The 14,947-nt window shown below is 46.6% G+C and carries 13 protein-coding genes; 6 read left to right on the top strand and 7 right to left on the bottom strand.

From position 1 onward, the window contains the following. Positions 1-214: 214 nt before the first annotated feature. Positions 215-418 (top strand): thioredoxin family protein, encoded by a 204-nt coding sequence (locus B0X71_RS08860; protein ID WP_077589071.1) that lies wholly within the window; start codon positions 215-217, stop codon positions 416-418. Between the two features lie 86 nt (positions 419-504). Here the strand turns inward: B0X71_RS08860 and B0X71_RS08865 are convergent, their stop codons facing one another. Together B0X71_RS08865 and phnD are read right to left on the bottom strand one after the other, a co-directional pair. Continuing rightward, positions 505-1,077: a polysaccharide deacetylase family protein gene (locus B0X71_RS08865; RefSeq protein ID WP_269750112.1), complete on the bottom strand. Its 573-nt coding sequence runs from the start codon at positions 1,075-1,077 to the stop codon at positions 505-507. Positions 1,078-1,377: 300 nt separating this feature from the next. Further along, the gene (phnD, locus tag B0X71_RS08870) at positions 1,378-2,328 is read right to left on the bottom strand and encodes a phosphate/phosphite/phosphonate ABC transporter substrate-binding protein (protein WP_077589073.1); all 951 of its coding nucleotides are present in this window, start codon (positions 2,326-2,328) and stop codon (positions 1,378-1,380) included. A 531-nt stretch (positions 2,329-2,859) separates the two neighbouring features. Here phnD and B0X71_RS08875 point away from each other — a divergent pair. From B0X71_RS08875 to pstA, 3 genes are all read left to right on the top strand, one after another. Then, the gene (locus B0X71_RS08875) at positions 2,860-3,837 is read left to right on the top strand and encodes a PstS family phosphate ABC transporter substrate-binding protein (protein WP_077589074.1); all 978 of its coding nucleotides are present in this window, start codon (positions 2,860-2,862) and stop codon (positions 3,835-3,837) included. Between the two features lie 156 nt (positions 3,838-3,993). Continuing rightward, on the top strand, positions 3,994-4,932 hold the full coding sequence (pstC, locus tag B0X71_RS08880) for a phosphate ABC transporter permease subunit PstC (RefSeq protein ID WP_077589075.1): 939 nt from the start codon (positions 3,994-3,996) through the stop codon (positions 4,930-4,932). Further along, positions 4,932-5,810, top strand: a complete 879-nt coding sequence (pstA, locus tag B0X71_RS08885; RefSeq protein WP_077589076.1) for a phosphate ABC transporter permease PstA — start codon at positions 4,932-4,934, stop codon at positions 5,808-5,810. The genes pstC and pstA overlap by 1 nt, the downstream gene beginning before the upstream one ends. Positions 5,811-6,503: 693 nt before the next feature. On the opposite strand, the gene B0X71_RS08890 is transcribed toward pstA, so the two are convergent. The 3 genes from B0X71_RS08890 to pstB form a co-directional block, all read right to left on the bottom strand. Beyond that, positions 6,504-7,220, bottom strand: coding sequence for a response regulator transcription factor (locus B0X71_RS08890; protein ID WP_198038714.1), 717 nt, complete (start codon positions 7,218-7,220; stop codon positions 6,504-6,506). A gap of 255 nt (positions 7,221-7,475) precedes the next feature. Further along, the gene (gene phoU / locus B0X71_RS08895) at positions 7,476-8,135 is read right to left on the bottom strand and encodes a phosphate signaling complex protein PhoU (protein WP_077589078.1); all 660 of its coding nucleotides are present in this window, start codon (positions 8,133-8,135) and stop codon (positions 7,476-7,478) included. Positions 8,136-8,157: 22 nt separating this feature from the next. After that, a complete protein-coding gene (gene pstB, locus B0X71_RS08900) occupies positions 8,158-8,931 on the bottom strand; it encodes a phosphate ABC transporter ATP-binding protein PstB (protein WP_077589079.1) in 774 nt (257 codons plus the stop codon). 489 nt (positions 8,932-9,420) lie between these two features. Here pstB and B0X71_RS08905 point away from each other — a divergent pair, with 489 nt between their 5' ends. After that, the gene (locus B0X71_RS08905) at positions 9,421-9,675 is read left to right on the top strand and encodes a hypothetical protein (protein WP_077589080.1); all 255 of its coding nucleotides are present in this window, start codon (positions 9,421-9,423) and stop codon (positions 9,673-9,675) included. Positions 9,676-9,931: 256 nt separating this feature from the next. Here B0X71_RS08905 and B0X71_RS08910 read toward each other — a convergent pair whose 3' ends face one another. Beyond that, the gene (locus B0X71_RS08910) at positions 9,932-10,630 is read right to left on the bottom strand and encodes a hypothetical protein (RefSeq protein ID WP_077589081.1); all 699 of its coding nucleotides are present in this window, start codon (positions 10,628-10,630) and stop codon (positions 9,932-9,934) included. Positions 10,631-10,699: 69 nt separating this feature from the next. Continuing rightward, positions 10,700-12,112: an alkaline phosphatase gene (locus B0X71_RS08915; RefSeq protein ID WP_077589082.1), complete on the bottom strand. Its 1,413-nt coding sequence runs from the start codon at positions 12,110-12,112 to the stop codon at positions 10,700-10,702. Positions 12,113-13,166: 1,054 nt separating this feature from the next. Between B0X71_RS08915 and B0X71_RS08920 the strand changes: the two genes are divergently transcribed. After that, on the top strand, positions 13,167-14,771 hold the full coding sequence (locus B0X71_RS08920) for a pyruvate oxidase (protein ID WP_077589083.1): 1,605 nt from the start codon (positions 13,167-13,169) through the stop codon (positions 14,769-14,771). The last annotated feature ends 176 nt before the right edge of the window (positions 14,772-14,947 follow it).

Raw genomic sequence — 14,947 nt, forward strand, 5'->3', positions numbered from 1 at the left:
CGTTTACTCTGATTGACCGGCTTAAAGCAGAAAAGTTGAATGTTACTAGGAACAGCCATTCGACTGAACAAACAGTTTGAGTTATAGAGACTAGAAGGAGGATTGAAAAATGGCTAAAACGATTAATGCAGAAGAATATACTGGTCTTGTGGAGAATATGACTAAGCCCGTTATCCTAGAATTTGGAGCGGATTGGTGACCGGGCTGCCGTCAATTGGGACCGGTGGTCTCAAGTGTAGCTGAACAGCTTGATTCAGTTGATTTTTATAAAGTCGATGTTGATCAATCTCCAAAATTAACTCAGCAGTTTGGTGTTCAGAGTATCCCGACGCTAGTTTTAATTAAAGACGGCGAAGAAGTAAATCGTTCCGTCGGATTTATGCCGGAAGAACCGTTGAAAGATTTCGCCCAGTCTTAATTTAAGGACCTATTGATTTTTCGCCAGAACTCTTATCGAAGTCAATGTAAAAAGGTGCCATCGCGATTGCGGTGGCACCTTTTTGTTCAATTGGTATCCAGCAGTTTGAAACGGTACCCTTGAGATTTGATGGCTTGAATCAATTCAGGTAGTACATCCACTGTTTGCTGAAGCTCATGCAGTAAAATGATCGCACCATCCTCTAAATTGTCGGTGACATTTGAAATGATTTGCCTGGAATCATTTTTTAGTTCCCAATCAAGTGAGGCAATTCGCCACATGACAGGTAACACGTCCAGCTCCCTGAGCGCTGTAATGGTATTAGTATTATACTGACCGAAAGGCGGCCGGAAATAGCGAGGGCGTCTGCCTGTCACCATTTCAATCTGCTCAAGGCTTCTCTGGATCTCCCGCAGCTGCTCGACACCTGACCGTCTCGTCAAGTCTACATGCTGCACTGTGTGAGAACCGATCACATGTCCTTCATTCAGCACACGCTGCCACGGACGTTGCGGATACAAAAGGCGTGTCTGCCAAAAGAACATGGCCGGCACTTGTTCCTTCTTTAAGATATCAAGAATTTGCGTCAAAAACTTACCGGGCCCGTCATCGAATGTCAGAATTACCGATTTGCTGTCTGATACGGAATTAGCGGTGATGACATATGGGTTGGAAGAGTCGTACGCGACTCTTGTAAAGTCGACTACTCATGGACTTTTAACCATGCAATTCATCCCATTCGATTAAATGTTAACCACAAGCTGATGCCGTGGTTTGGAACCATAGGTTTCACGAGTTCAGCTCGAATAAAGTTAAGCGGATTGCTATCAAAATTTACTTGGCTGTTCCCGTAGCAGCAATCAAGTCAGCTCTGTCAGCTGCATACTGAAGTAGATCCTTTCAATTAGCAAAACGGCCGCTATGATAGTACTTTTTCAAAACTAGGTTCCCAATCAACTCTATTCTTCGATAATGCCCTGCTGGATCGCTGCCTGCCGGATGCTTTCATAATCTTCCGGTGAAGCTTCTGTAAAGCCGTCTGCACCGAAAGCATCCAAAATTTCCTGATCTTCAATCGCGAGGAAAGCTTCCCGGATTGCCGCAATTGTTTCATTACTTGTTTCTTCTGTCACAGCCCACGGGTACTGAAACAATTGGTCGGATTCCCAAATGACTTTTACTTCGTCCGGATTGATGGTGCCTTCTTCAACCAGCTGATTGTAGATCGCCGAGTCGATGGCTCCGGCGGTCACTTGTCCATTCTGAACGGCTAATGCAGTTGCATCATGCGAACCAGTAAACTGAGCGGAATTGAATTCATAGTCGTCCTCATCCGTGTATACACCGCGCTTTTGAAGCTCGATTGACGGAATCAGTGAACCGGAAGTCGAGTTCGGGTCACCGAATGCGAAATCAACTTCACCAGGATTCGCGAGCAGGTCATCGAGCGTTTCCGCTTCGTTGTCCGCCTGTGTGATGATATACGAATGATAGAATGGTTCACCGTCAACGAGCTGTGTCACAATGGCTTCCGCATTGCTTTGTTCCTGAGCGATGACGTATGTTAACGGCCCGAGGTAAGCCATATCAATCTGGTCGAAATTCATCGCTTCAACAACGCCGTTATAGTCCGGGTAAACTTCAACGGCTACATCTTGCGGAAGTGCTTCGTCTAATACAGCCTGCAGCTTGTCGATTGCGCTCTGCAATTCGCCTACTGTCTGTGCCGGGATGACACCGATCGTGAATGCTTCGCCAGTTCCTTCAGCGACGGCTTCTTCAGGCGTTTCTTCCTCTACGGCTTCTTCAACCACTTCTTCTTCTGCAGGTTCCACTGCTTCTTCTTCGCCACATGCCACAAGCACAAATGCGAGTACGAGCAGGGCAACGAAAATCAGCCATTTTTTCATGAACGGTCCACCTCTTCCTAAATAATTGTACTGCTTTTTCTGATAGAACAAGAACTCTTAACAACCTGTTTAACCATCAGCTTCTTTTCCCTCACCAAACGAAACCATCTCTTCCTTACGTCTCGTTATTATTCAGGAATCATTCGGAAGAAGCAAATAATTGGGTTCCACAGTAAGATGAAAGTCGATTCTCCATGAAGCTCCATTAGGGAAGTTTTTAGTTAGATTGGAAAAACTTTTCCTCAGGACAGCTACTTTTTTAATTTAAAAGATTAGACCCGCATTTCAATGGGGCCGAAAGTCTTAATCTTAAAACAAATTATAAGAAGTTTTGAAGAGAGAGGAGCATGTTGAATATCGATAAATTCGGTTAAGCACGACAAAGGAAGCAAGCTTTCAGAAGTTTACTGTTTAAAATATAATTTACAATAACTTTACATAAGGTTCATCGTTCCTTAACATGAAAATGCTAAGATGCTACTGTAGTTACGAACAGCAGATAACAAACTCGAATTTCTAGGGGGAAAAATAATGAAGAAAATGAAATGGTTGAATTTAGCAGTACCGCTTACACTGTCAGCCGGCGTTCTTGCTGGATGTGGAGAAGAGCCAGTTACGGAAGAAGGCGCGGCTGAGGGCGCGGAAGTTTCAGGTGAAGTGCTGCTTGACGGTTCCTCCACGGTTCAACCGATTATGGAAGCAATCACTTACTTATATAATCAAACCCAGCCGGAAGTGGAAACGGTATTGAATACATCCGGTACCGGCGGCGGATTCGAACGGTTCACACTTGGTGAAACCGACTTCAGTAATGCGTCCCGGCCGATCGCGGAAGATGAAATCGCCCTCGCTGAAGAAAATGGAATTGAATATACAGAACTCGAACTCGCTTATGATGGACTATCCATCGTGGTCAGCCAGCAAAACGACTTCGTCGAGGAATTGACAGTCGAGCAGCTGAGAGAAATTTTCGTGGCGGACAGCGATGTCACAACGTGGTCGGACATCAACCCGGAATGGCCGGATGAAGAGATTGTCATTTTCAGCCCGGGTCATGATTCCGGAACGTTCGATTACTTCAATGAAGTAATCCTGGAAGAACAGCCGATGCGGGAAGGCGAAAATGTCACGCTCAGTGAAAATGACAACACACTCGTCACAGGTATTCAAGGTAACCCGTACGCGATCGGATTCTTTGGTTATGCGTATTATGAAGCCAACCAGGATACGCTGAAAGTGCTCGGAATCGCTGAAGAGGGCGGAGAAGCCGTATTGCCAAGCCCGGAAACGATCCAGGATGGCTCTTACACACCACTGTCCCGCCCGCTGTTCACATATGTAAATAACGAAGCACTGAAAACGAAGCCGCAAGTAGCGGATTTCACGGTCTTTATGTTAGAAAATGCTGGAGAAGCAGCTGAACAAGTCGGCTACGTAGCGCTGCCGGAAGAAATGTATCAAGAGCAGCTGGACGAAGTCACAGACCTCATCGGCGCAGAAGCCGAATAAACGAAGTGCACAATAAGGGAAAGGGTCAGGTCGCCTAGAAATCGGTGATTTGACCCTGCCCTTGCTTTGCGTCAGGAAGTTCAATAACGAAGCAGCTCATGAACACAGGAGGAAAGACTCACTCCTGCATTATGTCTTAACAAAAAGAGGGTAAAGATGGAATCTACAACGAATCAAGCAAAATCTGTTCAACTGATGATCCAACAGAACAAGCAAAAAAGAAACGTGCGGAAAACGACGGAATCTCTCATTCCGACATTTTTGCTTATCAGTGCTGTCATCTCTGTCCTGACGACAGTCGGCATTTTTTTCACCCTGCTGCGGGAGTCTATCGTATTTTTTAGCGAAGTGTCGTTTGCCGAGTTTTTCCTGAGTGCCCACTGGTCGCCTTGGACCGGAAGCTTTGGAGTGCTGTCACTGATTGCCGGTACACTGCTCATCACGCTAATCGCAATCGCTGTTGCCCTGCCGCTTGGATTCGCGTCGGCGGTATATTTAAGTGAGTACGCAACCCCGCGGACCCGGAAAGTGATCAAGCCGGTGCTGGAAGTGCTGGCCGGCATTCCGACTGTCGTCTATGGCTTTTTTGCCCTTACATTCGTCACACCGATCCTGCAGAGCCTGATTCCAGGCCTGCTCGTGTTCAACGCGTTAAGCGCCGGCATCGTGGTCGGCATCATGATCGTCCCGATGATCGCATCCCTGTCGGAAGACGCCATGAACGCGGTTCCGAATTCACTGCGCGAAGGTGCTCTTGCCATGGGCGCGACGAAATTGGAGACCACGTTCAAAGTCGTGGTGCCTGCCGCGCTTTCCGGAATCGTGGCGTCTGTCGTCCTCGGTATATCCAGGGCGATCGGCGAAACCATGATCGTTACCATCGCTGCCGGGGCTTCCCCGAACCTGACATTCAATCCGCTGGAATCCATCCAGACGCTCACGTCATTCATCGTGCAGGGAGCAACCGGGGATACTTCGTTCGGTTCCACCATCTATTACAGCATTTACGCTGTCGGTATGACGCTGTTCGTGTTCACATTCGCGATGAATCTCTTGTCGCAATATATTGTCCGGAAGTTTAAGGAGGATTACTAATGGCTTCGAAAGAAACGGCATCCACAGCCAAACGCATAAAAGGAAGAGTGACGCTCAATAAGGGGCTGAAGTACCTATTCTTAGTGGCGACGCTGGTAGGGTTAGTCTTTCTGGCGCTGCTGATCTACCGGGTTCTGACGCAAGGAATCGGCTATTTGAACTTCGATTTCCTCACCAGCTTCCCGGCTCCGTTTCCAGAAGAAGCCGGATTTCTGGCCGGCATCATGGGCTCTGTCTTCCTAATGCTTCTGACTGCGCCAATCGCGGTCATCCTGGGTGTTTCTACGGCATTGTATTTGGAGGAATATGCAGCGAAGAACCGGTTCACCCGGTTCATTCAAGTGAACGTCCAGAACCTGGCGGGCGTTCCGTCGATCGTATTCGGCCTGCTCGGCCTGACGTTCTTCGTGTATTTGTTCGGCATGGGCTACACCTTGATCGCCGGGGCACTCACGATGAGCCTGCTGATTCTGCCGGTCATTGTCGTCGCATCCCAAGAGGCGATCCGGGCCGTGCCGAATGACTTGCGGGAGGCCTCTACCGGTATGGGTGCAAGCAAATGGCAGACCATCTGGACGATCGTGTTGCCGGCTTCGGTTCCCGGTATCCTGACAGGATCCATTCTTGCGCTGTCCCGGGCGATCGGGGAAACTGCTCCATTGATTGTCGTCGGTGCTGCCACGACGATTTATTCGATTCCTGATTCACTGTTCGCCAATTACACAGCGATGCCGATCCAGATCTACAGCTGGATCATTCGGCCGCAGCCGGAATGGCAATTCGTCGCTGGTGCAGGTATCATCGTCCTGCTCGTCATCCTGTTGGCCATGAACGCTATCGCTGTCTGGATCCGAAACAAGTTCCAGCACAGATACTAAGCTCACCCGAGTCCAAAAATCGAATATACGATTTCCTATCACCTCTTTACGTGTTTTAAAATGACTTATTCGATAGTCCTTCCAACTACAGCCAAAAGTCTGTCGACTAGAAGTTAGTTTAATTGTTCTTCAAAACATCTGAAAATTGATTGGCAAAAAGAAACCCATGCCACTCCGCAGATTGACTGACGGGGTGGCATGGGTTTTCTCTGTGTTCTATTCCAATATGTTTTACTCCCCAAACACAACATCAAGGAAAGAAGCGATCAGAAGGCTTTCTTCTGATTTTAAAATCAAGCAAAACAACAAAGGAACGTAGCTAAGGGGATCGCAATGTGTCAAAATCACTCGGACACAACACCTCGAGTTAATACGAATCGTCGGAAAGCGCATAGGTTTCGTAGAATAATGAAAGAATAAATGAAAATTGTTCCTGTAACCGGTAAATAAGCTGTATGCTTATTTCCGGCAGTCTCTACCGAGTGAGAGAACAGTTAGTGTAGAGGCTTTCCGCGTTCTGTGCACATATAGTCCAAGTTATATAAACCGGTGAATTAAAAGAGGGGAGCAAGATAAAGTGAAGGGATAGACTGGAGATGGTAAGCAGAAAAAACGAACGAGATGCAAACCCGTTCGGTCTCTATTAAGAACAGTTGATAATGGGATCAACATATGAGCACAGGACTCATTGCTTTAAGTAGGGCTGTTGAATTTTAAGTAATAGCCTCTTCCTCGGACGGTTACGATGTTAAAGGAGGTTGAGCAGTCCAGGCCAAGTTTATTGCGGATATTCGAGATAAACATGTCGGTAATCCGCTTATTGCCGCTTGTTTTTCCGAATGTATTTTTAAGCTCTTTCATAATATCTTCTCTCGTGACAATTTCTCCTCTGTTTTCATACAAGAACAGTAATGTGAAAAATTCGCGAGGAGTCAGTTCGATCACTTGTTCATTTTTGCTGATTTCATAACTGCCCGGATAGAGTTTGAATTCATGGATGTGGATGCATTCCGTCTGCATTAATTGAGTAGTAGTCCCGAAACTTGCCAGCTTCTGATAAATATTGAACAGTTTCATTACCCGGGCCTGTGCTTCGCGGGTGTTCATATCCTTCGACAGCACTTCATCAGCACCTGCTTCGATCATCAGGATGGTGTTCAGCTCGTCATTATCTGCTGCATAGACAATCAATGGTTTATCGGCAGAGGCAGTCTTTATATCCCTGAGGATGGAAACGATATTGTGCTTGATAAGGTCGAACGAAATCAGAACGCCAGAAATGTCTGAGTGTGCCGATTTTTTTAACGCAGACTCAATGTCGGACAAGTACTTGAAATGATAGCCTTTATTGCTCAATACATCTTTCCCGGGAAAGTTAAATTGATTGTCAATTACTAATGCATTTTTCATTATACTCATCCTAAATTAAAGTTTTGCTTCCCTAGATTCAGAAACATAAAGAAAATAAAAGAATCCATAGAAGTCAATGATGCAAACAAATGAAGCCCTTACAGCCGGCGCAACATTAACTGCTAAGGGAGATAGATAACCCCAAGTTATATGGAGCAGGGGATCGGACAGCGGTTGTAGCCTGCTGATGAGCGGATCCCCATATAATGAAAAAACAGGTGCACGCTTGGAGTTTAGGCTCTAAACAAGCGGATTTCATGTATTCAAGTCGGTTTTAATTCCCTTGACCATATAAATGGTGTTTTCCGATATGTTGGTCACATGGTCACCGGACCGTTCCAGATAGCGGCAAATCATCGCCAATTGCATAATTTGTTCCATATGCGTGTTATCTTCGGTTGCGATATCAATCAATTCTGTGATGGATTCCTTATAGAGCGCATCCACTTCGTCATCGATCTTGGATGAATCGATGGCGAGTTTCGTGTCTTCGTACTTATATGCGTCAATCGCCTGCGTCAGCATCTTATTCACCAGATCGGCCATTTGCGGGATATGAATGATCGGTTTGACCAGTTCCGCATCGCCGATCCGTTTCGTCGCTTTTGCCACGTTGACGGCAAAATCCGCAATCCGCTCGATATCACTTGAAATTTTCAGCGATACGATGATCTTCCGCAAATCGGTGGCCAGCGGCTGTTCTTTCGCAATCAGCAAAATGGCCTTTTCGTTGATCTTCTCTTCGAACGCATTGATTGCTTTGTCGTTCTGGATGACTTCTTCTGCGAGTGCCATATCCTGTTGCTTCAAGCTCACAACTGAGGTGGTTAAGGCGTCCCGAGTCATACCGGCCATGTGTTTAATGTCTTCCCGTAATTCGCTCAAACTCTTATCGAAACTGCTTCTGTTCGCCATGGTTCATTTCCTCCGTTTCCGTTTATCCGAATCGTCCTGTGATGTAGTCTTCTGTCCGCTTGTCCTCCGGATTTGAGAACAGCTTATCCGTTTCATCCATCTCGATGACTTCCCCGTTCAGGAAGAAGGCCGTCTTATCAGAAATCCGGGCCGCCTGCTGCATGTTATGCGTCACGATGATGATCGTGTAATCCTGTTTCAGCTCTCTGATCAGCTCTTCCACTTTGAGTGTGGAAATCGGATCGAGTGCGGAAGTGGGTTCGTCCATCAGAATGACGTCCGGTTCAACCGCCAGGCAACGGGCGATACAGATCCGCTGCTGCTGACCGCCGGAAAGGCCATAGGCATTTTCATGCAGCCGGTCTTTCACTTCATCCCAGATAGCGGCGCCTTTCAAGCTTCTCTCGACGATTTCATCTAGCACTTGCTTCTTTTTGATGCCGTGGATTTTCGGCCCGTATGCCACGTTCTCGTAAATTGATTTTGGGAAAGGGTTCGGCTTCTGGAATACCATCCCGACGTGTGTCCGCAGTTCCTCAACCAAGTAATTCGAATCGAATATTCCCTGGTCGCGGTACTTGATTTCACCGGATGTACGCACAGACGGAACGGTCTCAACCATTCGGTTCAACGTCTTTACGAATGTCGATTTGCCGCACCCGGAAGGACCGATTACCGCGGTCACTTGGTTTTGGACGATTTCCATATTAATGTTCTTTAATGCCTGCGTCTCACCATACCACAGGTTCAAATCCTCTACCTTGAAAATTGCATTGCCATTCACTGTTGCACTCATGACTTTTTCCTCCGAACTTTTCCGACTCGATTTATCTTCATTTTAACGGCATTAAAAAGGTGGCTGTACATATATTCACTACCTTTTTGCTATACATAGAAAAAGGCAAGAAGGAGCAATCCACCTCACCTTTTAAACCCAAAACAAGAATTGGTTAGTCCATCTATATAAAACTACTGAGTTTACTGCTGGTTGCTACAATTTAGATTGTACTGAAGTATTGTTAAGTACTCATTAATCTAATGTTAAGAAAATGTAAAGATATTTTATGGTTTTCATAAAACGGGATAATTACAGCATAATTCTAGATTTCGGCCCCGGTTCTTCACCTAATGGTAAAACGAACTCTGGAAGGAGGGAAGGGCGGTTGAATTTTTTCGTTGTTCCTTGTTCTATTCTCTTTGAGCACGTGTATTTAATTCGTACAGTTTAGAATGGAATGGACAGGGAAAAATAAACTAACCATTCTCATTTTAAGGAGGGATTGTTGTGAAAGGGAAAAATGAAAATCATTCCGGTTCTGAGGCTGAACAAGCCAATCGCGCACTTAATGATGAATTTTATGAAAGAGCAGACGGGACAGAAGAACGCGAAGCAGAGGCTCCAAGTCAGACCAATCAAGCGAATTCAGATCTTAATGATGAATTCTATTCAGAAGGAGAGTCGAAGGATGTGATTCCGCCTCTTTACGTAAACAACAACACACCCGCCATTGAAGTTACAAAAAAGAAAGAACGTAAATGAACTGCTGTTAAAGAGTTGTTTCCTGCACTGCACTCTATTGTGAGCTGCCATTAACAATAGGTGCAGTTTTTATGATGCTTTTTTAATAAAAGAAAAAATTATAAATTCATCAAGATAAAAAGCTGAAATAAAAAACATGCATCCCGCTATCATGAGGTGCATGTCCAACAAGTGATGCTATTTTGTTTCGGCTCTCTTCATTCAACTGGCTAGTTTATGGTTATCCTTGCTTTTTAGCGAGCGAGGCACGCCCGTATCAAAATGAAATCTCTACGATTTCTCCTTCATGTAAACTGGTCTTTTTCTCGTCAAATACATCACTTGTATGAATAGCAATTGATTTGAGGTTTTCGAGGTCCGTCTTTTCCAACACGAATGCCAATTCACCCATTTTTGTTTCGCCGGACTGGAGCTGACCATATAAATTTTGAAGGTAAAAATCATCTTCAAAGTCTTTTTTCTCACCCTCGTTTGTTTCCAAAACGGAAACTGGTGCAAAATCCACAAGCTGTTCTGATGTGTTCTCTATCGTAACCTGTAATTTGATATAGCTGAAGTTATCTTCGCTGTGTGTGTAGCCATGAAAATAATCAATCAGGTCTGGAGAAGGTGAGTAGTTCATCACTTTGATATCCGCTATCGTTAACTTCACTGGCCCAATCGAATGGGTCCCGCTGTAGTCTGTGATGGCTTTAAGGGTGACTGAACCATCTTCATCCGTAAAGGTTTGTCCGACTTCTTTCAGTGATCGGGTTTCGGGCGCCTGTGGATTATTCACATAAGTTTTGGCGGCTACATGATTCAGGACTTGTTTTTGTGCCGCTTGGTTGGCAGCATCCTTTATCTCACTCGTTTGTTCATTCGCTGTTTCCTCAGTGGATTCTGCCTGGTCTGAAGCAATTGAACATCCGCCTGCTATTAACAGGAGACTCAATGCCAAAGCTGAAAATTGCACATCATTTCCTCCTATCGTTATAAACCCTTACAAAATCCCGTTGCGGGAAAGCAACGGGACATCCACCACTTATTTTCCGTTTCTTGTGTTACTGAAGACTTCCATTACTTTTTGGCCAAGAATGTGATTGTCATGAAGGCCGACAAACTCTTCCCACTGCGGCCCGTAGGCATATACATTGACGTCCACACCGGTATGGCCGCCGGTCGTCCAGCCAGTCCCGGAGCGAATGTTAAAGATGTGTTCGATGGCATTATCGATTTCAACAGCTTTCCCGCTGGCAGCAGCGTCTTTGACGGATTGGACTTCTTCAGCAGTCAAATCCAAGTTGATGTATTCAGCCAGTACCTCTTCCACAGGTGATCCTGCCGCTATCTGGGCCGCCATGAAGTCAGGAGTGCGTTCCGCTGCCTGCAAAGGGCGTGGATCCCATTTATACTCGCCATCCCGGCCTAACGCAAAACCACCAGTAGAATGATCTGCGGTTGTGATGACAAGTGTATGCTCATCCTGTTCTGCAAACTCAATGGCCCGTGCAAATGCTTTCTCGAAGTCTTCCATTTCGCTCATAGCTCCGACGATATCATTATCATGGCCAGCCCAGTCGATCTGGCTTCCTTCAACCATCAGGAAGAATCCGTCCTGGTCCTCGCTTAAGCGTTCGAGCGCTTCATCTGTCATCTCGGCGAGGGAAGGGGTTTCTTCATTTCGGTCAATGGCTTTGTCCAATCCTTTTGGAGCAAATAAGCCAAGGAGCTGGTCACTCTCGTCCTTAAGCAACTCTGCCCGGGTCGTCACCACGCCATATCCATCTTCCGCAAATTCGGCAGTCAGGTTCCGGTCAGCCCGGTCAAAATAACTTGTACCGCCTCCTAAGAGAACGTCCACCTTATGTTCACCGTTCACCAGGTCATCAAAGTAATCATCCGCGATGTCATTGTAGTTGTGCCGGGACTCATCATGAGAACCAAATGAAGCCGGGGTTGCATGATTGATTTGGGACGTCGCCACCAGACCGGTCGCTTTTCCGTCTTCCTTAGCCGTTTCCAGTACCGTTTTCACATCGTTTTTTTCCATGTCAACTGCGATAGCGCCATTATAGGTTTTAATGCCGGCTGCAAGGGAAGTCGCGGCAGCGGCAGAATCGGTCACACTCTGTTCCGGATCCCACGAATAGGTCTGCTGCATCCCGACCAGATATGTATCGAACGCCGTTTTTTCCATATAAGGCGTCGCTTGATTATCCTTAAAAGCCCGATACGCAGTATTGTAGGCTGGCCCCATCCCGTCACCGATTAAGAAAATCACGTTTTTGATTTTGGCCTGCTTCTGGTTTGCCTCTTTTACTGCAGTTTCTGGGTTTTGGGCCGGGTTTTCTCCTTTTGCAGCAGCTCCCGGATAACCAGCAGCGAAACCGCCGACGAGAAGTGAAGAAATAACCATTGCGGGTAGTAGCTTTTTCCCCTGTCTTTTGTTAATCATTGTTATAGTCCTCCTCAAAAAGTGATTTCTTCTTACAGGAAAGACTTTACCAGAATAATGTTAAGCTGCTATTAAGCTATTATTGAAAAAGTGTAATGATTGTATAAACCGTCATTTAACAAACTTATTTCTATGGCATCCGTTACTAGCTCTAGCGCCGGGGAAGGGGGAGGATCAGTTCTTCTTCTGCCCATCGTTTTCATCGTTCAAATATCTCCTGATTTTTACGTTCCCATAGCTAAGAAAATTCCCATCTACTGTTGAGGACCATAAACATATTATTATCTCAGTTTCGAATTCTATATCGCTGAAACAGACAGAAATGGAGGGACTATTTTACGGATTGTATAAAATACTTTCGTTGATTCTTTGACATTTAGTGCTGGTCAACTGGTTTGAATCTAATAGCAAACCATGGAAGCATTTTTGAGAAGGTAGGGGGAACTTGTAGCCTGGTATATTGAGTGCTTGTAGATCTGTTTAAGTGAACTAACAGGTGTTTTTTGTTTTGGGAGCGAGAACTTTATCCGCGTTTGAAGCGACTGCTAAGTCATCGATGTTTTACAAGAGCGGAAACAGCTGCTCAGTGCCCTTAAATCTGACGCACCTCCATCACCTTCCGATGAGAAAAGCTTTTCCGGCGGGCAACTTTGGAAAGCGGAGCAGGTTTCCTGATGATTCTCTTAGGGAAAATAAAATTACTATGTGTTTTTATGGCGGTACAGGGGCAACTTGAAAACGACTGATACACCGATGTTGAGCGATGCATTGAAGGAAAGCCAGAACGTTTGAGCTTACGGAACAGTTAAGCGGACTTGCGTTCCGTCGAAGAATAAGATCCTCAACGACATTGAGCAAAACAGCAAGAAGCAGCTGTTTCATAACTGATGAGGAAGTACACATTTCTTTCTCTTCGAGCGCTATTGTTAAGACCCATCGGCCCTTCCTGAAAGTCTTCTACTGCCCATTGTTAGAAGAGGGATCATCACGCCATTCAAAGCAATGATCGGAAATAGAACAGACAGTGACAACTACACAGGAGAGAGGGATGTTTATGTCCGAACAAAAAGCAGGTCAGTATGTCATCGATCTTTTGAAGGAATGGAAGGTGAATCGCATTTACGGGATGCCGGGAGATTCAATCAATGAATTCTTCGAGGTGCTGCGCCAGGAGGAGGCGATCCAATTTATCCAGATTCGGCATGAAGAGACAGGAGCGCTTGCGGCTTCCGCCTATTCAAAGCTGACCGGGGAAATTGGTGTATGCCTTTCTATTGCCGGACCAGGCGCCGTTCACCTCCAAAACGGGCTGTATGATGCAAAGAAAGACAAAACCCCTGTACTGGCGCTGGTTGGGCAGATAAGCAGCACATTGGTCGGAACCGATAACTTTCAGGAACTGAAGCTGGAATCGCTGTTTGAAGAAGTGGCGGTCTATAACCGGCGTGCGGAATCAGCCGAACAGCTGCCGGATCTGCTGAACCAGGCCATCCGGACCGCTTATGCGGAAAAGGGGCCAGCCGTACTGATTGTGCCGGATGACTTGTTCACCACAAAAATTAAAAGGCAAAAGACACTCACTTCCTCCGCTTATTCCCGGCCTCGGATTCGGGCTGCAAAAGAAGACCTGGCGGCAGGGCTTGAACTGCTTCAGAAAGCGAAGAACCCGGTTATCCTGGCCGGTAAAGGCGCTAAGGGCGCGAAGGCTGAAGTACTGGCGTTTGCCGAAAAAATCAATGCGCCTATTATTGTGTCGCTTCCTGCCAAAGGGATGATTCCGGATGAACATCCGCAAAACATGGGGCAGCTTGGCCAGTTAGGCACAAAGCAATCGTACGAAGCCATGCAGGAGACTGACTTGTTGATACTGGCTGGAACTGCATTTCCTTACCGGGACTACCTCCCGCCGAACGCTCCGGCCATCCAAATCGATATCGACCCGCGGGTGATCGGCAAGTATTATCCGGCCACTGTGGGAATTGCCGCAGAACTCGGGCCAACACTCGCCTGGCTAACAGAAGAAGCAAACGAAAAAGAGGATACTTTTTTAAAGAAGTATATCGGGAAACGCAATGACTGGCACCGGCAGCTGCAGGACGAGATGGCCGAAGAGACAGAGCACCTGCAGCCGCAGCAGGTGATCGCGGAAGTGCAGCGGATTTTGGAACCGAATGCCATCATCTCGCTGGATGTGGGCAGCGTCACCATCTGGTCCGCCCATTACCTTCAACTCTCCTCTCAGCAGCTGGTGCTGTCTGCGTGGCTTGCCACCATGGGGAGCGGACTGCCGGGCGCTCTTGCAGCGAAGCTGGCCTATCCGGATAAACAAGTGATTGCGCTTGCCGGAGACGGCGGTTTCTCGATGGGCATGCAGGACTTTGTCACTGCCGTTAAATATGACCTTCCGATGATCATTGTGATTTTCAATAACCAAAAAATCCAGCTGATTGAAGAGGAACAGAAAAGCATCGGCAACACACCGACGAATATTCACCTGGCCAACATCGATTTCGCAGCGTTCGCGACTGCCTGCGGCGGGCAGGGATATACCGCCAAAACACGTGCCGAGCTGCGGGAAGCGTTGGCGAAGGCAAAGGAAAGCAAGAAACCTATGGTGATCGATGCCTATGTCGAAGATGTGTCGCCGCCAATGCGATAATGGCAACTACTGCGAAGCACAAGCGGCGGGAGACCGGTGTTGATGCTTGAACGGTACAGGTTGTGGAAAATGATTTATTGTCGTTTGTTCTTGGGACGACTTTCATTGCATTGTTCCTTTCGGGAATCGGGAAAGCCATACAAGTGACCGTATACCCAATGCTGGCTCTCCTGATG

The organism is Planococcus lenghuensis (genome assembly GCF_001999905.1).
Classification (GTDB): domain Bacteria; phylum Bacillota; class Bacilli; order Bacillales_A; family Planococcaceae; genus Indiicoccus; species Indiicoccus lenghuensis.

Bases quoted from the DNA above. Each gene is read 5' to 3' on its own strand.
- phnD (WP_077589073.1), bottom strand. From the start codon at position 2,328: ATGAAAAAATGGCTGATTTTCGTTGCCCTGCTCGTACTCGCATTTGTG.
- B0X71_RS08875 (WP_077589074.1), top strand. From the start codon at position 2,860: ATGAAGAAAATGAAATGGTTGAATTTAGCAGTACCGCTTACACTGTCA.
- pstC (WP_077589075.1), top strand. From the start codon at position 3,994: ATGGAATCTACAACGAATCAAGCAAAATCTGTTCAACTGATGATCCAA.
- pstA (WP_077589076.1), top strand. From the start codon at position 4,932: ATGGCTTCGAAAGAAACGGCATCCACAGCCAAACGCATAAAAGGAAGA.
- B0X71_RS08890 (WP_198038714.1), bottom strand. From the start codon at position 7,220: ATGAAAAATGCATTAGTAATTGACAATCAATTTAACTTTCCCGGGAAA.
- phoU (WP_077589078.1), bottom strand. From the start codon at position 8,135: ATGGCGAACAGAAGCAGTTTCGATAAGAGTTTGAGCGAATTACGGGAA.
- pstB (WP_077589079.1), bottom strand. From the start codon at position 8,931: ATGAGTGCAACAGTGAATGGCAATGCAATTTTCAAGGTAGAGGATTTG.
- B0X71_RS08915 (WP_077589082.1), bottom strand. From the start codon at position 12,112: ATGATTAACAAAAGACAGGGGAAAAAGCTACTACCCGCAATGGTTATT.
- B0X71_RS08920 (WP_077589083.1), top strand. From the start codon at position 13,167: ATGTCCGAACAAAAAGCAGGTCAGTATGTCATCGATCTTTTGAAGGAA.